The 21137-nt window shown below is 41.1% G+C and carries 13 protein-coding genes and 4 tRNA genes; all 17 read left to right on the forward strand.

Annotation, left to right across the window (positions count from 1 at the left end; translation table 11 throughout):
• Positions 1–18: 18 nt before the first annotated feature.
• The 17 genes from dnaB to rlmH all read left to right on the forward strand — a co-directional run bounded on the left by dnaB (position 19) and on the right by rlmH (position 21125).
• A complete protein-coding gene (gene dnaB / locus J2S78_RS00280) occupies positions 19–1386 on the forward strand; it encodes a replicative DNA helicase (protein ID WP_306895195.1) in 1368 nt (455 codons plus the stop codon).
• Positions 1387–1755: 369 nt separating this feature from the next.
• On the forward strand, positions 1756–2955 hold the full coding sequence (locus tag J2S78_RS00285) for a helix-turn-helix domain-containing protein (RefSeq protein ID WP_306895196.1): 1200 nt from the start codon (positions 1756–1758) through the stop codon (positions 2953–2955).
• A gap of 403 nt (positions 2956–3358) precedes the next feature.
• Positions 3359–9541 carry a SpaA isopeptide-forming pilin-related protein gene (locus J2S78_RS00290; protein WP_306895199.1) on the forward strand — a complete coding sequence of 2061 codons (6183 nt, stop codon included), beginning with the start codon at positions 3359–3361 and terminating at the stop codon, positions 9539–9541.
• A gap of 96 nt (positions 9542–9637) precedes the next feature.
• A complete protein-coding gene (gene srtD, locus J2S78_RS00295; RefSeq protein ID WP_306895200.1) occupies positions 9638–10231 on the forward strand; it encodes a class D sortase, LPxTATN-specific in 594 nt (197 codons plus the stop codon).
• Positions 10232–10558: 327 nt separating this feature from the next.
• Complete coding sequence (locus tag J2S78_RS00300) at positions 10559–11848, forward strand: adenylosuccinate synthase (RefSeq protein ID WP_306895202.1); 1290 nt, start codon at positions 10559–10561, stop codon at positions 11846–11848.
• 138 nt (positions 11849–11986) lie between these two features.
• Positions 11987–12062: transfer RNA gene (locus tag J2S78_RS00305), tRNA-Lys, on the forward strand.
• A gap of 87 nt (positions 12063–12149) precedes the next feature.
• Positions 12150–12224 (forward strand) — tRNA-Glu (locus J2S78_RS00310).
• A gap of 484 nt (positions 12225–12708) precedes the next feature.
• Positions 12709–12784: transfer RNA gene (locus tag J2S78_RS00315), tRNA-Asp, on the forward strand.
• 243 nt (positions 12785–13027) lie between these two features.
• Positions 13028–13103, forward strand: a tRNA-Phe gene (locus J2S78_RS00320).
• A gap of 290 nt (positions 13104–13393) precedes the next feature.
• Positions 13394–14101, forward strand: a complete 708-nt coding sequence (yycF, locus tag J2S78_RS00325; RefSeq protein WP_125562364.1) for a response regulator YycF — start codon at positions 13394–13396, stop codon at positions 14099–14101.
• Between the two features lie 2 nt (positions 14102–14103).
• The gene (gene walK, locus J2S78_RS00330) at positions 14104–15927 is read left to right on the forward strand and encodes a cell wall metabolism sensor histidine kinase WalK (RefSeq protein WP_306896961.1); all 1824 of its coding nucleotides are present in this window, start codon (positions 14104–14106) and stop codon (positions 15925–15927) included.
• Positions 15924–17252, forward strand: coding sequence for a YycH family regulatory protein (locus J2S78_RS00335; protein WP_306895207.1), 1329 nt, complete (start codon positions 15924–15926; stop codon positions 17250–17252). The genes walK and J2S78_RS00335 overlap by 4 nt, the downstream gene beginning before the upstream one ends.
• 3 nt (positions 17253–17255) lie before the next feature.
• Positions 17256–18092, forward strand: a complete 837-nt coding sequence (locus J2S78_RS00340; RefSeq protein ID WP_306895209.1) for a two-component system regulatory protein YycI — start codon at positions 17256–17258, stop codon at positions 18090–18092.
• Positions 18093–18107: 15 nt separating this feature from the next.
• The gene (locus J2S78_RS00345) at positions 18108–18902 is read left to right on the forward strand and encodes an MBL fold metallo-hydrolase (RefSeq protein ID WP_306895212.1); all 795 of its coding nucleotides are present in this window, start codon (positions 18108–18110) and stop codon (positions 18900–18902) included.
• A gap of 141 nt (positions 18903–19043) precedes the next feature.
• Positions 19044–20297, forward strand: coding sequence for a S1C family serine protease (locus J2S78_RS00350; RefSeq protein WP_306895214.1), 1254 nt, complete (start codon positions 19044–19046; stop codon positions 20295–20297).
• A 120-nt stretch (positions 20298–20417) separates the two neighbouring features.
• Complete coding sequence (locus J2S78_RS00355; RefSeq protein WP_306895215.1) at positions 20418–20573, forward strand: CxxH/CxxC protein; 156 nt, start codon at positions 20418–20420, stop codon at positions 20571–20573.
• Positions 20574–20645: 72 nt separating this feature from the next.
• Entirely contained in the window at positions 20646–21125 is a 480-nt protein-coding gene (rlmH, locus tag J2S78_RS00360) for a 23S rRNA (pseudouridine(1915)-N(3))-methyltransferase RlmH (RefSeq protein ID WP_125562337.1), read from the forward strand.
• The last annotated feature ends 12 nt before the right edge of the window (positions 21126–21137 follow it).

A 21137-nucleotide genomic window follows, 5' to 3' on the forward strand; every position in this document is an offset into this window, starting at 1 on the left:
AAAGGCAGGAAGATGGACATGAGCGATATAATGGCAGACCGGACTCCGCCTCAAAATATTGAAGCAGAACAAGCCGTGTTAGGGGCTGTATTCTTAGAAGGCGGGGCACTGGTTACGGCCACAGAACGATTAGCACCTGAAGACTTTTATCGCGTGTCTCATCACCGCATTTTTCGGGTGATGCTTGAATTAGGGGAAAAAGGAAACCCGATTGACTTAGTAACAGTGACTTCTACGCTGCAAGATTATGAGTGGCTTGAAGAAGTGGGCGGTATCACTTACTTAACAGATTTGGCCAATGCCGTTCCAACCGCTGCTAACGTGGACTATTACAGTAAAATTGTTCAGGAAAAGTCGATTCTTCGGCGCCTTATTTATGCAGCAACGACCATTGTATCGGAAGGATACAACGGAGAAGATGAAGTAGAAGATATCTTAAGTGATGCGGAACGTTCGATTCTAGAAGTTGCTCAACAGCGTAGTTCTAGTGCCTTCGTATCTATTAAAGATGTTTTAATTGAAACGTATGATAACATTGAAATGCTCCAAAACCGCGAAAATGACATTACAGGAATCGCGAGTGGTTTTGCGGAGCTTGATAAGATGACGACTGGGTTTCAAAGAAGTGACTTGATCATTGTAGCAGCAAGACCTTCCATGGGAAAAACAGCATTTGCCTTAAATATTGCTCAAAATGTTGCGACTAAATCAGCGGAAAATGTGGCGGTGTTTAGTTTGGAGATGGGAGCATCTCAGCTTGTACAAAGAATGCTATGTGCGGAAGGAAACATTGATGCAACTAGAATGAGAACCGGTTCGCTTCAGGAAGAAGATTGGGAGAAGCTGACGATGGCGATGGGAAGTTTATCTTCAGCCGGTATATTTATTGATGACACGCCAGGCGTTAAAGTGAATGAAATTAGAGCCAAGTGTCGACGCTTGAAGCAAGAACGTGGTTTGGGCATGATAATGATAGATTATATGCAATTGATTCAAGGTTCTGGATCTAGAGGAGGCGAGAGTCGTCAGCAGGAAGTTTCAGAGATATCCAGAGGGCTGAAAGGACTAGCTCGTGAATTGGATGTACCGGTAATTGCCTTATCTCAGCTATCGCGTGGTGTCGAATCCCGTCAGGATAAACGTCCGATGATGTCGGATTTGCGGGAATCAGGAAGTATTGAACAAGATGCGGATATTGTATCATTTTTATATCGGGAAGATTATTATGATCAAGAAACCGAAGATCAGAACATTATTGAAATTATTTTGGCTAAACAGAGAAATGGTCCTGTAGGCGCTGTAGAACTTGCGTTTATTAAGGAATATAATAAATTTGTGAATCTGGATCGGCGTCATGATGAAAGCGAAGCGCCGCCCGGAGCCTAAAGGCCGCGATGTGCGGTCTTTTTTTTGTGAGATTAGACAATAGAAAAATTTAGCATTTTTGGGATCAGGCCCATAAGGCATGAAGGATGCAGGTCATATATTTTAACAATAAAGCTACACTCCAAATAGGCATCGGCATAATGCTAATGATAGTACAGTAGAAAATGTAACCGATCAATAATATTGCTATTGATGTGGACTTGGATGAGATGATTCTGTTTAGAACGATTTTAAAAAACAATTATTATATAACAAAGGAAACATCCATTTTGGCATATTTATTTAATTTTTTGGCATTTTTTAATAAAAAATTACAAACGTCAGGTAAGTATTATATAATAGAAGCTTCTCTCCAGGATTTTGCAATGCTTGGATATATTAAAAGTTACAGTAAATGCAGATCAAGAGGGGGCTACAATGACGTTTCTCGATACGAATCATGTTAAATTAAATGAGCTGATACGAATGTTTACGAATATTACGAACATTGCTGTTGGCTATTATTCAAAAAAATTTGTTATTTCCTCTGCTCAACAGTTTTGGAATGAAAACAAAAATGAAAAAGAAATATTTCCCTTTTTATATAAAAATGTAGAAACTGTTGAATGTTTTCTCCATGATAAAGAAACAGCTATTTATTATTTTTCCTTGTGGGTTCCTACACTTGAAGGATTTATTATCGTTGGTCCGTACCAATCTTTAGATACCTTACCGGAAAAATGCCGGGTAATACTTCAGCTTACTGGAATGCTTCACACAGATCGTACATATGTATCTGAGCACCAATCGGTTCGTACTATGATGAATAGCATCGTACGTCATTATTTCTATTATTATCCTGGGATTGTTCAGAGCGATGACTGGATCACAAAAGAATTAAATGGTTTTCATGCGGATTATGTTTATTATCCTTATACATTGGAAAAGGAGTTTCTTGATTATTTTAGAGAGACAGATCCAGCCACTTTTGAAGTGCTAAGTGAAATTGAAAGTCAATCAAATATAAAGTTCGGCTCAGGAGATCCACAGAGGCATCTGAAAAATAAATTAATTACTATCGGTACTATTTTGTCTAGGACGATTATAGAATCCGGGGTACCGGCTTCTGAAGCATTGACCATGAACATCAACTATTTATTTGAAATTGAAAGAGCAGATAATCTTAGACAGTTAAATGAATTAAATAGCAAGATCCTGGATTCTTTTTTCACGATGGTTCAAAAAGAGCGCCATGAAACATTTACTCCATTTGTTCGGAAAATCCGTGATTTCATTTATGCTCGCTTGAATGAAAGGGTTGATGTACAGAGTGTGGCAGATCATATGAACCTAAGCGCCGGCTATGTATCGACTGTTTTTAAGCAGGAGTGTGGCCTGTCACTAAAACGGTACATATTGGAAGAAAAGATAAAGGAAGCAAAGCGGATGCTTCATTATTCCGATATATCCATTTCTGACATAGCGGTGTCATTATGTTTTAATGATCAGACCTATTTTACTAAAGTATTCAAAAAAATAGCTAAGCAGACGCCGCTTCAATATCGAAAAAATAGGCCGCCGCTTCCCTAGCTAAAACTCGGAGACTTTGTCTTTCTCCGGGTTTTATTTTATTTAAGCATCTCAAGTACATATATATCATTCTCAAGTATTACCAAAAGTTAAATAGAATCACCATACAGGGGGTTCGAATGTCCACCATAATGAATACATAAGTGTCAACTCATAAAGGCAAAGGAGGGAAATCATGTGGGTTATCCGTTTTTTTAATATATACGATGTTTAATTTTGTTTTATATACAAAATATTTTCATGTTTGTTTCCAAATTCAAACAATCTAGGAGGGTACTGCGCAAAGGAGAGAGTATCTTTTCCGAACGCTGGAATTTCCGTTCAAACAGCGAGCTGCTCCAGTTCATCGTCGGCAGCATTTAGTTCAGAAAGTCCATAAAGACATATAGAGGGAGAGATTAAGTTGGGAAGAAAAATTAACATACTAATTATTACATTCATCTTAATTTTTCAGATGATGGGAAGCGGAATGGGGATAACCCATCAAGCTTTTGCTGCTGAACCGAACAAACAGGAAGCGACCGAAACGGGTGCTAGTGAGAGCACTGCAGAAAACACGCAGAACAGTACCGAAGATCAAACCACAGATAACCAACAGAATAACACCGATGAGGAATCAACAGAAAACACACAGAACAGCAACGATGAAACTACAACGGATAATCAACAGACCAATCCAGATGACACTGACACTACTGTCGAAGAGGGAGATAGTAGTACGGACGAAACAAGTGGTGACCAGCAACAAAGTACAGGTGAAGATAGTACAACTAATGAAAAACAGGACGATATGGATGAGAGCAACAGTGATAATTCGCAGAATGACACCGATAAAGAGGGGGCTGCAGACGAACAACAGAGTAATATAGATGAAGAAACGAAACAGGATCAGCAGTCTCAAGACCAAGATGATGAACTGACAGAACAGCAGTCACAGCAGACAGAGGATCAGGAAGTCCAAGTTCAAAATACTACTATCAATGAGAATATATTAACAAATGCGGATTTATTAAACGAGGAAGGGAATCCGGTAGAATCGGTCAATTCCAACTCTGAAGTGGAACTGCTGTATAACTTTGAACTCGAGGATGGTCACGGATATACAGAAGGTGCTCAGTTCACGTTTAACCTTCCACAGGAGTTTAATGTCTACAACCCCATTGATAATCAGCCACTTCCGTTTAATGGCGAAGATATAGGACATTTTTCCGTCACCTCTGACGGCGAAGTGACGGTTGAATTTAACGAATTTATTGAAGAGTATTCGAATATCAACGGTGAAATCCGCGTATGGACGGAGATGGATGAAACGACAAAGGTGGAAGAGGACAAAACCATAACGGTAACCCCTATTCAAGGCGGAGAATCGGTCAGTATACCAGTAAATTTTAACTCAGGCGCTTCGGCGGTTGAAAAACAGGGCATCCCCGAAAGTGACTACAATGCTCAGAGTGCGGAGTGGACAGTAGACTTCAATAAAACAATGAAAACTATTGAAAACGCCTCTCTCAATGATCCTATTCAGGACGGGCAGCAATTGACTGAAGACTCTATTGAACTATACCACCTTAACGTAAATTTAAACGGAGAAGTAGAACGCGGTGAGTTGGTGGACCCTAGTCAATACAGTATCGGAACGAGTTCAGAGGGTGGAGATTTTTCAATCGATTTTGGAGGAAATATCAGCTCAGCCTATCGAGCTGTATTTGAAACACAATTAGTAGATGAAAATAAAACGGAGTTTCAGAACACAGCTTCTCTTTTGGAAAACGGCTCAAATGCAGGAGATGCGACAGCAACTGTTGCTGTAGAGAGAGGGACACCGCTTGAGAAAAATACCATCAACTATGATGATGTGAATCAAACAATTACCTGGGAAATTAAATACAACTACAATGAAAAATCTATTGGTCAGGCAGATGCTCTTCTTGAAGATGACTTCACGGATAGTCATGCCTTAGTATCGGATTCCATTGAAGTCACAGAAATGTCGATTGATCAAAATGGAAATGCCTCAGAATCTGAAATAGTAACAAATTATAACGTAACGCCAGATAGTGATGAGAGTGGATTTGACTTACAGTTCAACAATAATATTAATAATGCTTATAAAATCACCTTTCAGACCGAAGCGAAAGATCGTGTTTTTGACGGAGGTACAATAAGGAATGATGTAACTGCTAGTGAAAACTCAGCATGGGCGGAAAGAGAATTTGGACAGGGTATTTTGCACAAAAGTAATCACGATCCGAATTATCAGGAAAAAACAGTGTGGTGGGACATCACCTTGAACCACGACGATTACTCTATGGATAATGTTGTCCTGGAGGAAGTCTTTACTAATGAGGGATTAAGCTTAAAACCTGAGACGGTGGAAGTTACTTCGATGGATGAATCTGAGTATACGATCCAGGATAACGGTGATAACTTCACTATTGAATTTAATAATACCATTGATTCCGAGCATACCGTGACATTTCAAACAGATTTTGATTACGAAGAACGTTCGGATCATAGTTTGAATTATTTAGAAAACCAGGCCGTTTTGAAGTGGGGAGACAGTTCCGGCACAAGCCAGGAAAAAACGGTAAGTTCTCGGTTCACTCCGGATGACTACACCCTGTCTAATGGTTTCAAAAGCGGATCCTATAATGCGGTAACAAAAGAAATTACCTGGGATGTCGGGGTGAACTACAATCTGGAAGAATTGACTGATGCCACAGTAGAAGATGAAATCACGGATAATCAGCAGCTGCTGGAAGATTCGATCGTTATTCATGAAATGGAACTGACCGGTGGCGCAAATGGAGCGGAAGAGAAAGCAGAACTTCAGGAAGATGAATACGAGCTTACGATTAATAGAGACAGTGACGGAAATCCTGAGAGTTTTGATATTGCATTCAACGAACCGATTACCAATCCATACAAAATCAGTTATAAGACGAGTCTGGACAACTTGGATCTCGTTCAGGGTCAGTATGATAATGTAGCAACCATCTATGATGGGGCCACAGAAGAATTTGAACTTTTCGCCGAAGTATCTATACCGCATGGGGGCGCCTATTCAGATAAATCAGGCGTTCAGGATGGAAAAATCATAGACTGGCAGGTGGATATCAACTTTGCCCAGTCTCAGGTGGCTAATGCAACGGTGATAGATACGCCGAGCAGTAATCAAATGCTTCTGGAGGACAGCTTCCATGTTTATAAAACAGATGTCCAGAATGATGGAAGCGTAGCAAAAGGAGAAGAACTGTCTGACGATGCCTATGCAATTGAATTTCGGGAAGATCCAACACAGTTCGAACTTCAGTTCAACAATGAAATCAATGAACCGTATATTCTGGAATATCAATCATTCATCCAGGCAGCTGTAGGGGATGAGATCAATAATGACATTTCTTTTGCAGGTGAAAATATAGAGGAAGAGACGTGGAGCTCGGAATCGACGGTCACGGTGGAAAGAACCCAGGGTATCGGCTCCGGTTCGGGGGAACTGAGCAGTTTGACGGTTGATAAAGTGGATGCGCTTGATGATGAAACATTGTTACCTGGCGCTGTGTTTACGCTGAAGGATGCTAGCAGCGGTATAGTCGTTGACGAAAAAGAAACAGATGATAACGGACAGGTTGTGTTTGAGGATTTGATGAACGGGGACTATATTCTAAAGGAAAAAGAGGCTCCGGAAAATTATCAATTGAATGATGAGTCAATCGAGATTGAAATCACTGGAGACACCGTAGAGGAAATCCCAAACAACTTGATTGAAGGCAGCGTAACATTAACGAAAGTTGATGAAAACACGGGTAATCCCCTGGAAGGCACTGTCTATGAACTGTGGCAAGGAGAGAATGAAGTAGAGACAGGGCTGGAGACGAATGCAGAAGGGAAAATAACAGTTCAGGATTTAAGACCTGGCGATTATCAATTTATTGAAACGCAGGCTGCGGAAAATTATCAGTTGGATGATACGCCAGTAGAATTCACCATCGAAAGAAGCGCCAAAGAGGAAGATGTTGAACGAGTTGCTGTGACAGCTGACAATCAGTTGATTCCGGGTTCTGTGGTATTGACGAAAATAGACGAGGATAATCCGGAAAAGACTTTACAGGGTGCTGAGTTTAAGTTGCAGACCGATTCTGGAGAGCCTATTCAGGAAAACCTGACAACGACCGAAAATGGAGAAATTACCGTGGATGAACTGCAGCCTGGAGACTATGAATTTATAGAAACAAAAGCACCGGAACACTATCAGAGGTATCAAAGTCCGGTACCTTTCACCATTGAAAAAAGCGCCAAAGAAGCAGATGTTGAACAGGTTACAGTTGAAGTGGAAAATAAATTAATTCTCGGTACTGTCGAGTTAACAAAAGTAGATCAAAATGAGCCAGGGACTAGGTTGGAAGGAGCCGTCTATGAACTTCAGGACGGTGAAGGAGATGTTATTAAGGAAAATCTGACTACCGATGAAAATGGAAAAATTGTAGTAGAGGACTTGTATCCGGGCGATTACCAATTAGTCGAGACAAAAGCACCGGAACATTACCAGATGCCAGACGACCCTGAACCGATTACTTTTTCTATTCCTAAAGGTCAGGAAGAAACAAAGACGTTAACAGATGATAATGAGTTAATTCCAGGGTCTGTTGCGTTAACAAAAGTGGCTGAAGATAACCCGGACCAGTCTCTTGAAGGAGCAGTGTTTGAGCTTCAAGACAGTAACGGGACTGTTCTTGAAGAAGGGCTAACAACAAATGGGGAAGGTCGAATCGTAATCGGTGACCTCCGTCCCGGAACCTATCAATTCGTGGAGACAGAAGCACCAAATGGATACCAGCTGGACAATGATCCAGTTTCCTTCCAGGTTGAACGCAGTCAGGAAGAAGCTGTTACGTTAACCGTCGAAAATGATGAAATTTCGTCCGGAGGGGGATATAATCCACCAGAAGAAGGATCGGTTATTCTGACAAAAACAGCAGCTGGAGATGCAGAAAAGGTGCTTGAAGGTGCAGTGTTTGATTTAAAAGAAATGGATGGAGATTTAGTTGAAGAAGGTTTGACTACCAATGAAGATGGAGAAATTGAAGTAACCGATCTGGAGCGGGGCGATTACCAGTTTGTTGAAACAGAAGCTCCGGACGATTACTTGCTGGAAGAAGATCCAGTCCCTTTTGAAATCGAAGAAGATGAAGAAACCACTGTAACGGTGGAAAATGAAAAAGTCATAGGATCCGTCACGTTGACCAAAGTCCATTCCAATGACCAGAATAATCAATTGCAGAGAGCTGTCTTTGATCTGGAAGAAGTGGATGGCGATATCGTTGAGGAAAACCTTGCCACGGACGAAAGTGGAGAAATCACGGTTGTCGGACTGGAGCCTGGTGCTTATCAGTTTGTTGAAACGGAAGCTCCAGAAGGATACCAGCTGAATGCAGAACCGATTGGCTTTGAGATTGGAGAATCTCAGGAGGAAACGGTTTCTCTTACAGCTGAAAATGCCCCGATTCAGGGGTCAGTAGTATTAACCAAGGTTAGTGCAGGAAACGAGGACCACCTATTAAGCGGAGCGGTGTTTGACCTGGAAACAAGTGACGGAAATGTGGTGGAAGAAAACTTGTCCACCGATGACAACGGAGAGATTGCGATCACGGATCTGAGCGCTGGTGATTACCAGTTTGTTGAGACTGAAGCACCAGATGGTTATCAGCTGAACGAGAGGCCATTGGAATTTACCATTGAAGAAGAACAGGAAGAAACTGTAACGCTGACCCCAGAAAACGAAGTTAAACCGGGAGCAGTTCAGTTAATCAAGACAGCAGCCGGAGATACGGAGCAGGTGTTGGAAGGTGCGGTCTTTAATCTTGAAAACAGCGACGGTTCCGTTCTGCAGGAAGGATTGAGGACTGGAGCAGATGGAACGGTGACGGTAACCAATCTGGAGCCCGGCAGTTATCAATTTGTCGAGACCAAGGCGCCGGAAGGCTATGAGCGGACGATAGAGCCTGTTTCGTTTGATATAGAAGCCGGACAGATCGGTATCGTAGTAGTGACAATGGAAAATGAGAAAATACCAGGTGAAACCACGCTGCCTTCGGATGCAGAAGGATCGGTGGCCCTGACGAAGGTGAATGAAGCCGACACCGATGAATTGCTGGAAGGAGCGGAGTTTACCCTGCAGGCTGAAGACGGTACGACTATCAAGGAAGGCCTGACCACCAATGACTCCGGCAAAATCTTCGTGAATGGCCTGGACCCCGGCAGCTACCAGTTTATCGAAACAAATGCTCCAGACGGCTATGAGCGGGAGGAAGATCCAACCACCTCCTTCCACATTGAAGAAGGTCAGACGGAAGCGGTGGAAGTAACGGTAGAGAATGCCCAGGCATCGGATGAGGATTCAACCGGACCGGATCAGGAATCACCATTCAATTCCGGATACGATGACGCTGCTGATGGCCGAGAGGAAGAAAACAACGGTGAAGGGCAGACACTGCCTAATACATCGAGTTCAATCTTCAATTATGGTCTTGCGGGTGCTATCGCCCTGATTGCGGGACTAATTGTCCGCAGAAGAAGAAAAGCATAAGTGTGAAAACCAGTATAGGCTGCCAAGTACGTCTGTTACTCTCGGCGGCCTATTCTGCTATTTTCTGTGAAAACCCCATAAGCCAGGAGGGATAATATGAAAAAAATCGGCAATCTTCTTATTATTTTGGGAATCGCATTAATCGGTATTTTCGCTTATCAATACTGGAACCATCACCACGCTCAGCAGCAAGCTATGATTCAGGCGGAAGAGCAGATACAGAATGGAACTACGGAGGCCGACATGGGGGAAGATAAAGAACAACAGGCGGAACGCATAAAAAAATATCAGGCGGATGATAAACAGGCTTTTGGAACACTGGAAATACCGAAATTGGATAGGACCATACCCATTGTAGAAGGAGCGGATGAAGAATCGTTGAAAAGCGGAGTGGGACATGTAGCGCAGACGAGATTCCCTGGGCAAGGGAACCAGATTGTTTTATCCGGTCACAGGGATACGGTATTCCGCGACTTTGGGAAACTGGAAACGGGTGATCGTTATATTATCGAAATGCCATACGGTACCTTTGAGTATGAGATAAAAAAAGAAGAGATTGTACCGGCGGGAGACACTTCTATTATAGGAAAAAGCTCCGAAGAAGTACTGATAGTCAGCACCTGTTACCCTTTTGATTATGTTGGCTTTGCACCAGAACGCTATATGACATACGCTTACCCCGTCCATTAATAAATGTATTACAACAGATTCGATTTTATTAAATAATATTCTGTGTAATTAAAAGGCAAAGAAAAAGGTATACTAGGTTGTTTGCGCATATTCGCATAAGAGTATATGATTAATATTTTTATGAATGATTGGGAAATAATATGTTATACAAATCTAGGTAAAAACGAACAATCACGAACGTATGAATATTATTTTGCTCAAATGTTCGTGTTTTGTTGACTTCTTCTTATGGAATTGATACACTATGTAAGGGTTTGATTCTGTGAGTAATACATATAGAGAAAAATAAACCAGCCCGTAAAAAAACAGGTGTCGGAGGTGGACGATTTGTCGTCAATTGTGATTGTAGGGACACAATGGGGAGATGAAGGTAAAGGGAAAATTACAGATTATCTTTCTGAAAATGCAGAAGTAGTAGCACGTTATCAAGGTGGAAATAACGCCGGGCATACTATCGTTTTTAATGGAAAGACATACAAACTTCACATTATCCCGTCCGGTATTTTTTATGACGATAAGACATGCGTTATTGGTAACGGTATGGTCATTGATCCTAAAGCTTTAGTAGAGGAACTTAAGTATTTGCATGACAGAGGTATAGATACCAGTAACCTTCGTATTAGCAATCGGGCTCATGTAATATTGCCGTATCATGTGAAATTGGATGCGATGGAAGAAGAGAGCAAAGGAACTAATAAAATTGGTACGACGAGAAAAGGTATAGGACCAGCTTACATGGATAAAGCGGCTAGAACAGGTATCCGTATCTCAGATTTACTCGATAAAGAAGAGTTTGAAGAGAAACTAGAGAGAAATTTAAATGAAAAAAATCGTCTGCTAGAGAAAATATATGAAACAGAAGGATTCCAAAAAAGCGATATTTTAGATGAGTATTTTGAATACGGTCAAATATTCGCAGACTATGTTTGTGATACATCCGTTGTCTTAAATGATGCTGTAGATGATGGACGTCGGGTTTTGTTTGAAGGAGCCCAAGGCGTCATGCTTGATATTGACCAAGGAACCTATCCGTTTGTAACATCCTCTAATCCGATAGCTGGCGGTGTCACAATTGGTTCTGGGATAGGCCCTTCAAAAATCCACCACGTTGTAGGCGTATCCAAAGCTTACACAACGCGAGTAGGAGATGGCCCCTTCCCTACAGAATTGACGGGAGAAACTGGTGAAAAGATTCGGGAAGTAGGAAACGAGTATGGAACAACAACGGGGCGTCCTCGCCGTGTGGGTTGGTTTGACAGTGTTGTTGTACGCCATGCCCGCAGAGTGAGCGGTATAACGGATTTATCATTAAATTCCTTGGATGTTTTAACCGGCATAGATAAAGTAAAGATTTGTACAGCGTATAAGTACAGAGGGGAAGTAATGGAAGAATTTCCGGCAAACTTAAAGGTGTTAGCTGAATGTGAACCAATTTACGAAGAAATGCCCGGTTGGACGGAAAACATAACCGAAGTAAAATCATTAGATGAATTGCCAGAAAATGCGCGGCATTACTTAGAGCGTCTGTCCCAACTTACTAATATTCCTCTTAGTATCTTTTCGGTAGGCCCGGATCGAAACCAAACGAATATGGTAAGAGGAGTGTGGGGAGTCTAAATGTTAACCTTATCCTGTCTTCTCTTCTCGGTTAAGGAGGTCAAGAAGACAGGACTATTTTTTTGAAAAAAACGCTTGAAAAACAAAAATCGACATGGTACTATTAGTTTTGTCGCTGTCAAAACTTTGGCGTAACGTGAGCCATTAGCTCAGTTGGTAGAGCATCTGACTTTTAATCAGAGGGTCGGAGGTTCGAATCCTCCATGGCTCACCATTTGAAAAAAGGTGTATATGGAATTCTTCATATCCTACCATTTTTATTACTCACTATTTAAGACATAATAGCATATATTATACAAAAGGCCCGTTGGTCAAGTGGTTAAGACATCGCCCTTTCACGGCGGTATCAGGGGTTCGAATCCCCTACGGGTCACCATTATACTTATATTTTAGTGCTTTTTTGAAAAGAACATACACCGGTAGTGACTTGTTTGCCAGAGAGCAGAAGCTGAAGAGATGGGCAAACGAACTTCACTGCTTTTTTTGGAAAGAAGAAGCAAGAAGATTGAGAAAACAAACGAAGGAAGAAAGGAGCGTACACCGGTACGCGACTTGACTGACAGAGAGCAGTAGACGGAAAAGATTCGCAAACGAACTTCACTGCTTTTTTTGGAAAGAAGAAGCAAGAAGGTCGAGGAAACAAACGAAGGAAAGAAAGGAGCGTACAACAGTACGTGACTTGACTGACAGAGAGCAGTAGACGGAAAAGATTCGCAAACGAACTTCACTGCTTTTTTTTGGAAAGAAGAAGCAAGAAGGTCGAGGAAACAAACGAAGGAAGAAAGGAGCGTACACTGGTACGCGACTTGACTGACAGAGAGCAGTAGACGAAGAGATTCGCAGCTTATTCTTTCCAAAAAGGGCCTGTGGTGTAGCGGTTAACATGCCTGCCTGTCACGCAGGAGATCGCGGGTTCGATTCCCGTCAGGCCCGCCATTTTATATAATATCTCGACACGTTTTCGTCCCGAGAAACGGACGAGCTCTAGAACAAACAGCAGACACATGATAAACAATAGTAAATGGCTCGATAGCTCAGTCGGTAGAGCAACGAGCAAAGCATCCCCCGAATAATCGACAAGTTGTCTCGACGCATGCACATCTAAGAATAGGCAAGCAGAGGAAGAGACAGTGGACGATGCAAGGCAGACAAACAAAAGACAAATGCATAATAATAAATGGCTCGATAGCTCAGTCGGTAGAGCAGTGGACTGAAAATCCTCGTGTCGGCGGTTCGATTCCGTCTCGAGCCACCACTTTAACCAAACAATAAACAGCGTCTGGAACCTTTCCAGGCGTTTTTTGATATCAAAAATAGAAATAAAACCCAAAAATGATAGATTGGATACAATAGAAATAATGACGTTAGTACCAGGAAACCAAACGAACGAGACCCCTTCCCTATGTTACAATGGAGTAAGACTATTATTGTGGAAGTGGGAATTCTAAAAATATACTGGCAGCCAATATAGTAGAGTTGGTTGGTATAGTTTAAATAAGAATAATCGATGCAGTCGTAATTACTGAAGAAATGGAGCGGTTGAAAATGGATGAAAAAATACTAGTCGTCGATGACGAACAGCCAATTGCAGATATTTTGGACTTTAACTTGAAAAAAGAAGGATTTACAGTCGAAGTAGCGTACGATGGCAATGAGGCTTTAGAAAAAGTACATGAATTCGTACCCGATTTGGTTCTTCTCGACATCATGCTCCCCTATAAAGATGGAATGGAAGTATGCAGAGAAATACGCAAATACTTTGACATGCCGATTATTATGCTCACCGCCAAAGACGCGGAAATTGATAAAGTACTAGGATTAGAGCTTGGAGCCGATGACTACGTAACTAAACCTTTTAGTAACAGGGAATTGCTAGCAAGAGTGAAAGCCAATTTAAGACGGTTGCAAGCAGTGCCCGAAGAGAGTCCATCCAAACAAAAACAGATTGAAATTGGGGATCTCACCGTTGATCCAGACGCATATCTTGTTTCCAAAAGAGGAGACCCTGTTGATTTAACACATCGTGAGTTTGAACTGGTGCATTATTTAGCCCGTCATATTGGACAAGTTATGACAAGAGAGCACCTGCTTCAAGCAGTATGGGGATACGATTACTTTGGGGATGTCCGAACGGTCGATGTGACTGTTCGTCGTTTGCGTGAAAAAGTGGAGGATAATCCAAGTTATCCAATGTGGATTGTGACAAGACGTGGTGTAGGGTATTATTTAAAACATCCTGAACAGGAGAAGTAATGATGAAGATCGCGGCTTTTTTTAAATCGATTCATTTTAAAATGATCACCATCTTTATGCTGCTCATCGTTATTGCGCTACAAGTCATTGGCGTATATTTTACAGGGGAATTAGAATCGCAGCTTGAAGAGAACCATAAAGATATGATTATAGAGCGTGCTGATCTATTGGAATACAATGTAAGGCAAGAACTGACGCGAGACCGGGATGAAGAGGAAGAACCATTAGAAGATGATATTGCTGATTTATTGCAGGAATTTTTTTCGATTGATAATTCAGAAGCACAGGTGATTGGTCCAAATCAGCAGGTCCTTGGAACATCAGATTGGAATGAACAGGATATTGTCGGACAACAAAGCACAAGCGTCCGGGTAGAACGGGCATTGTTAGGGTCTTCAGATGATAAAATCGTAAAGGACCGTACAGGAAATCGTATGCTGGTTGTAACACAATCGATTGAAGACAATGGGGACATACTAGGTGCGATTTATATAGAAGCCAGTATGGGAAGCATATACTCAGAAATGAACGAAATTAATTCTATCTTTTTCAAAGGTGCTCTTATTGCATTGGCTATTACAGCGGTAATAGGCATATTGTTATCTCAAACGATTACGAAACCAATCGTTGATATGAGAAAGCAGGCCAAAGTGATGCGAGAGGGAGACTTTTCACGCCGGGTTCGTGTTTATGGACAAGATGAAATTGGTCAACTGGCCGAGTCTTTTAACTCATTAACGATGAATTTAAAAGAGGCTAATGCTATGACTGAAGGAGAAAGGAAAAAACTCAGTTCTGTTTTAACACATATGACGGACGGAGTCATTGCAACAGATGAATTAGGACGTATCATTTTAATGAATAAAAGAGCAGAACAGTTGTTAAACGTGCAGAGTAACCAAATCATGGGCGCTTCACTTCCAGAAATGCTGGATTTGTCAGAAACTGTTGCACCTAGTGACTTATATGATTACTCGGATTCAATTTTGCTGGACTTTAGTGATGAACACAAGGCATTTTTGTTGGAGGCTAACTTCTCGGTCATCCGAAATGAAGAAGGACCTGTCAATGGCTTGATTACAGTGTTGCATGATGTAACAGAAAAAGAAACGATAGAACGAGAGAGACGGGAGTTTGTGGCTAACGTATCTCACGAGTTAAGGACACCACTGACAACAATGCGGAGTTATTTAGAAGCATTAGAAGACGGAGCGATGGAAGATGAGAACCTAGGTCCACGCTTCTTACAAGTTACACAGAATGAAACAGAACGTATGATACGTCTTGTTAATGATTTACTACAGCTTTCAAAAATGGATAGTGATGACTTGAAAATCACCTTTGAAACGGTTGATTTGGGGGCATTACTTCATCAAATATCGGAGCGTTTTGAAATGATAACGAAGGATAAAAATATTCGCTTTTCAAAAGATATTCCGATACATCCTATTTATGTTGATATGGACAAAGACAAGATGATGCAAGTCTTTGATAACATTGTTTCTAATGGTGTCAAATATTCGCCAGATGGCGGGACTATTACCATTCAGGTGATTACAAGAGCGAAGGCGATAGACATTGAGATATCCGATGAAGGCGTCGGAATTCCAAAAGATAGTCAACCTAAAGTATTTGATCGGTTTTATCGGGTTGATAAAGCAAGAGCGCGTAATCTGGGAGGAACCGGTTTAGGTTTGTCTATTGCAAAAGAATTGGTAGAGTCTCATGATGGATACATTTCTATAGATAGTGAATGGCAAAAAGGAACGACGGTTTCCGTAACGCTGCCTTACTCGGTTCATGAAAAAGCGGGTGTTAGTGAATGAAAGAACGAATAAAGTCGTGGGTATTAACCGTACTTGTCGCATTAAGTGCATTTTTGACATGGCAACTGTGGACGTACGAACCTGAATATGATTCGTTAAGCGAAGAGTCTACGTATGCCCCGAATGAGGAATTGGGAGAAGAGCGCAGCCTGCAGGATGTGGTAGAACCAGATCAACTCGTTATTCATAATGGAGAAAGACATGCTGCGCTTAACGCAACCGATGATCTATTTTCAAGTTTTTATGATGATTTATTAGAATCGCGTATCGATAATTTAACCCTTGATCAAAATTTCGAAGAAGAGGAATTATATGACTCGCCGCGTGCGGTTGAAGTTATTTATCCCACACCGATACCTAGTGAAGTGATGGAGCAAATACTCAATTTTGACGAGGACACCCCTAACTTGTCTTTGGACACGATAGATCGAATCATTGTTCAAGATGGGGGCGGAGACACAGAAAGTTTACAGGTACAGTTTGTTTCACATGAAGAATCTTTTGTTCTAGAAGGAGAAACGAACTTCAGTTTATCTGAATTCAGAGAACAGTATATATTACAGATGAACGATTACACTTCAGTGTTTGGATATGAACTCGAGAACGACGCTGCTGTAACGGAGACTATATACCTTCCGGAAGATTCTGTTACGTACAATACACTGTCTGATACGTCTACCGAGATTGATTATAACAACTTTGTCGGTTTATTATTCAGTGAGTCTGATTATGTTGAACAATATCGTCAAGATAATCAGGAGGCTTCTTTCACGGACGGGAACCGCATGATGAGCGTTGAGGAAAATGGCAGTTATTTAACGTATGTAAATCCAGTCTATAGTGAAAATAATACCGATTCACAAAATCATGTTATTAATACGACGTTTCAATTTATTAACTCCAGAGGCGGATGGAACGACCATTATCGTTTATACGATTGGGAAGAGCAAAGCCAGGAAGATACGTCAACCTATCGAATGGTCGTAGCCGGCCTTCCTATTTTCACTTCAAGTGGTCCGGATCTAACGTCTATTAATGTTTCGAGGTCCGCTGGACAGGTGTCTGAGTATTCACGTCCTCTCTTCAGCTTGGATGATACGCCTATTGATTCTAGAGGATCGATGGAATTAGTATCGGGACAAGAAGTCATTGACTATGCAGAAGATCAATTTGAACCGTCACAGCTGGAAGATTTTCAAGTAGGTTACCAAATGGAAAAACAAGACAGCCTTGTTGTTCGTTTTGAGCCAAATTGGTACGTCAAGTACGATGGAGCTTGGTATCCGGTAAATCCGAAAGAAGCGGAAGAAACAGAGGAGGGATAAAGAATGGATTGGAGTAGAACGAAAACAATTTTTGTTATTGCATTCCTCCTTTTAAATACGTTTTTGATTTACCAGATTGCGGATAAAAGAAATGATAGTGATGTAAATATAAAAGCACAGAATACACTTGAAGTACGATTAAATGATATGAATATAACAGTGACCGATGAATTACCAGAAGAGCAAGATGAAATAAGCCATATTGTCGGAGAGTCTGCTGACATCGAGGAAGATATCATAAATCAAGCAGGAGAAGAAAATGTAAATACATTGGATAATAGATTTGTGGAAGTAACATTGGAAGATCCCTATGCTGTTTCCAATCAAGAGGATGTATCTAATTTTTTTGACCAGCATATTTGGAACGCAGAAGAGTACGAATACGATGAGTGGGATAGTTCCGATAACCAAATGTATTTTAACCAAACGTACAACGAAAACACAGTCGTGACATATGAGGAAGATCAGCTTGTTTTATTTTTAAATGACGATAGTGAAGTCGAAAGTTATATCCAAAGTTATCTTACCTTTGAAGAGGAAGGGAAAAAGAAAGACATGTTGGCTCCATATCGAGCGATAGAAAAGTTATTGGACGACAGTATTCTCTCTTATAATGATGAGATTAATGAGATGGAGATTGGGTATTACAGCTTGTTCCCACCCGAGGGAATGGCACAGGTGTTAGCTCCAATGTATCGAATTGAAGTAAATGAAGAAGACGAATATCTCGTTAATGCCATTGACGGGTCGATTCGAACATTACAAGAAGTAGAAGAAGAAACCGATGATATAGAAGACAATCAAACGGACGAAGAAACCGAAGAAGAGGAAGATGAATAATTGGAGTGAAGACCGATGGCATTATCATTCAGTGTCCTTGCTAGTGGCAGTACAGGCAATGCAATTTATATAGAAACAGATCAAAAGCGATTGTTAATCGATGCAGGATTAAGTGGTAAAAAAATGGAGGCCTTGTTTGAACAGATTTCTAGGAGTCCCCGTGATTTAGATGGTATCCTCGTCACTCATGAGCATAGTGACCATATTAAAGGGGTAGGGATTTTAGCCAGAAAATATCATCTGCCGATTTATGCGAATGCAAAAACGTGGAAAGCCATGGAAGATAGTCTGGGCTCGTTACAAACGGAACAGAAATTTATTATGGAACAGGGAGCGGTCCAAACGTTTGCCGATTTGGATATAGAACCGTTCCCCGTTTCTCATGATGCCGCGGACCCTATGTTTTTTGTCTTTCATCATAATAATAAGAAGTTAACACTTGCCACTGATATGGGATATGTCACCGAGCAGACGAAAGGACTCATTCAAAACTCAGACATGTACATTTTTGAGGCAAACCATGACATGAACATGCTTCGGATGGGCCGTTACCCATGGAATGTAAAACGTAGAATTTTAGGCGATACAGGGCATGTTTCAAACGAGGATGCGGCGTTTGCATTGTCAGAAGTTGTAGGTGATAACACATCACGTATTTATTTAGCCCATTTGAGCCAAGATAATAACATGAAAGATCTTGCTAGAATGTCGGTGAAACAAATATTAAAAGAAGAAGAGTGTGGTGTTGGACATACCTTTCATCTCTATGACACAGACCCTTATGAGGCCAGTCCTCTTGTAACACTATAATAGGAATACATGTTTAAAAATGGTCTGGCGGGAGATGATATAGGATACAGACTATCTAACACATATTTTTAGTGGATATCCGGCATAAAAGGCAGCATCTTTTCTTTTTATCATTATAAGTACAGAAAGGTGACAAAATGAATGGGTTATTATAATGATCATAATGAAGAAGAGAACAAACGGTATAAGAAACACCGACGCAAAACGGGCTTAGCTGGTTTTATAGGTGCAATTATTGGAGCATTGCTTGTTATTTTTTCTATTCCTTTTTTATACGAATCTTGCCTTTATCCCGGTGCAGAAGGAGCAGGCGGAGAAGAACCACAGACCATTTCCGACACTAATGAGTCGATGGAAGATATTGCTTTTGAAGAAGAACAAAAAAACGTTAATTTATCTGTCAACTCGGATACCACAGAAGCTGTAAACAAGGTAACAGGAGCTGTCGTTGGCGTCTTTAATCTTCAGCAATCCGAGTTTTGGGAAGAAAATCAGGATGGATCTGGTGCGAATCAAGGAACGGGTTCAGGTGTTATTTATAAAACGGAAGGAGAATCTGCTTTCGTTGTGACGAACCACCACGTCATAGAAGGAGCCAGTCAGGTAGAAATCAGTTTATCGGATGAGAATAGAGTGGAAGCGGAAATCGTTGGCTCTGATTTACTGACAGATTTGGCTGTTCTGCGGATTGATTCGACGGATGTTGATACGGTTGCCGAGTTTGGAAATTCAGACAATATAAATGTGGGGGAACCTGCGATTGCGATTGGAAATCCTCTAGGAACAAATCTTTCGCGTACTGTAACACAAGGCATCATAAGTGCTACTGAACGAAGTATCCCGGTCGATTTAACTGGGAATTCGCAGCCGGATTGGAACGCAGAAGTGCTGCAAACCGATGCCGCCATAAATCCAGGGAACAGTGGAGGGGCATTAGTCAATATTAATGGGCAGTTAATCGGAATCAACTCGATGAAAATTGCGCAATCAACCGTAGAAGGTATAGGGTTTGCGATTCCTTCTTCTGTTGCAATCCCGGTAATAGAGGATCTTGAAGAAAAAGGAGAAGTCGAACGGCCGCAAATGGGTATTACGTTAAGAGCTATTTCCGAAATTCCGAGCTACCATTGGCAAGAAACGCTGCAACTTCCGCCGGAGGTAGAAAGCGGTATTTTCGTAACCAGTGTAGCTCCAAGAACTCCAGCGGCAGAAGCGGGACTACAAGAGTATGATGTCATTACTGCCGTTGATGGCACAGAAATTATGGACGGTCATGACTTGCGACGGTATTTATATAACGAATCAGAAATAGGAGACACGATTGAAGTCACTTATTTCCGAGAAGGAGAACAACAAACAACCGAACTGACATTAAATGCGCAACAGAGTTTCTAAAGATGCGAAAATAACCTTCGAAGGATGTTCCCTCTCGAAGGTTATTTTTATATGTGGATAAGTGCATGAATATATTGGATAATGGTATAGTGGAAGAAAGGAAAAAGGAGAGGAATACTATTGATATTTACTTGTATAGAACATAGTGATCGTGCGTTGGATGATGCATTAGAAAAGACAGGAGAGCCGCCGAATATGGAGGAAATCAATGACAATTCTAATAAATCCACAAGCTGTTCATATTGCAAAAAGCAAGCTGTGTATAAAATAAAGTGAATACTGATACAACAGTTATGCACATGTGGATATTTTTGTGTATAACTTTTTTGGGAAAGAGGGATATTATATATGCAAATTCAGATCATTAGTGTTGGTAAAATTAAAGAAAAGTACATAAATCAAGGAATCGCTGAGTTTGAGAAACGTTTGCGCCCATATTGCAAACTATCCATGGAGGAAGTGAATGATGAGCAGGCGCCTGAGCAGATGAGCGAGAAAGAGATGGCACAGGTAAAGCAAAAGGAAGGAGAACGAATTTTAAATAAGATAAAAGCCACGCAATATGTATTTGCGTTGGATATAAAAGGGGAAAATTGGTCTTCGGAAAAATTAGCCGGTGAGATGGAGAAACTTAGTATTTATGGAAACAGCCAAGTAACTTTTATTATTGGTGGATCTAACGGTTTAAGCGACGATGTATTAAAACGCGCCAATCAAAAGCTCTCCTTTTCGAAAATGACTTTCCCTCATCAGCTGATGAAGTTGATTTTGATGGAGCAAATTTATCGAACCTTTAAAATCCAAAAAAACGAACCGTATCATAAATAGTGATAAGACAGA

It is taken from the genome of Salibacterium salarium (genome assembly GCF_030813635.1).
GTDB lineage: Bacteria > Bacillota > Bacilli > Bacillales > Marinococcaceae > Salibacterium > Salibacterium salarium.

What these genes read in the sequence shown, in the direction of transcription:
- dnaB (WP_306895195.1), top strand. Translation starts at nt 19, where the DNA reads ATGAGCGATATAATGGCAGACCGGACTCCGCCTCAAAATATTGAAGCA.
- srtD (WP_306895200.1), top strand. Translation starts at nt 9,638, where the DNA reads ATGAAAAAAATCGGCAATCTTCTTATTATTTTGGGAATCGCATTAATC.
- yycF (WP_125562364.1), top strand. Translation starts at nt 13,394, where the DNA reads ATGGATGAAAAAATACTAGTCGTCGATGACGAACAGCCAATTGCAGAT.
- walK (WP_306896961.1), top strand. Translation starts at nt 14,104, where the DNA reads ATGAAGATCGCGGCTTTTTTTAAATCGATTCATTTTAAAATGATCACC.
- J2S78_RS00335 (WP_306895207.1), top strand. Translation starts at nt 15,924, where the DNA reads ATGAAAGAACGAATAAAGTCGTGGGTATTAACCGTACTTGTCGCATTA.
- J2S78_RS00340 (WP_306895209.1), top strand. Translation starts at nt 17,256, where the DNA reads ATGGATTGGAGTAGAACGAAAACAATTTTTGTTATTGCATTCCTCCTT.
- J2S78_RS00345 (WP_306895212.1), top strand. Translation starts at nt 18,108, where the DNA reads ATGGCATTATCATTCAGTGTCCTTGCTAGTGGCAGTACAGGCAATGCA.
- J2S78_RS00350 (WP_306895214.1), top strand. Translation starts at nt 19,044, where the DNA reads ATGGGTTATTATAATGATCATAATGAAGAAGAGAACAAACGGTATAAG.
- rlmH (WP_125562337.1), top strand. Translation starts at nt 20,646, where the DNA reads ATGCAAATTCAGATCATTAGTGTTGGTAAAATTAAAGAAAAGTACATA.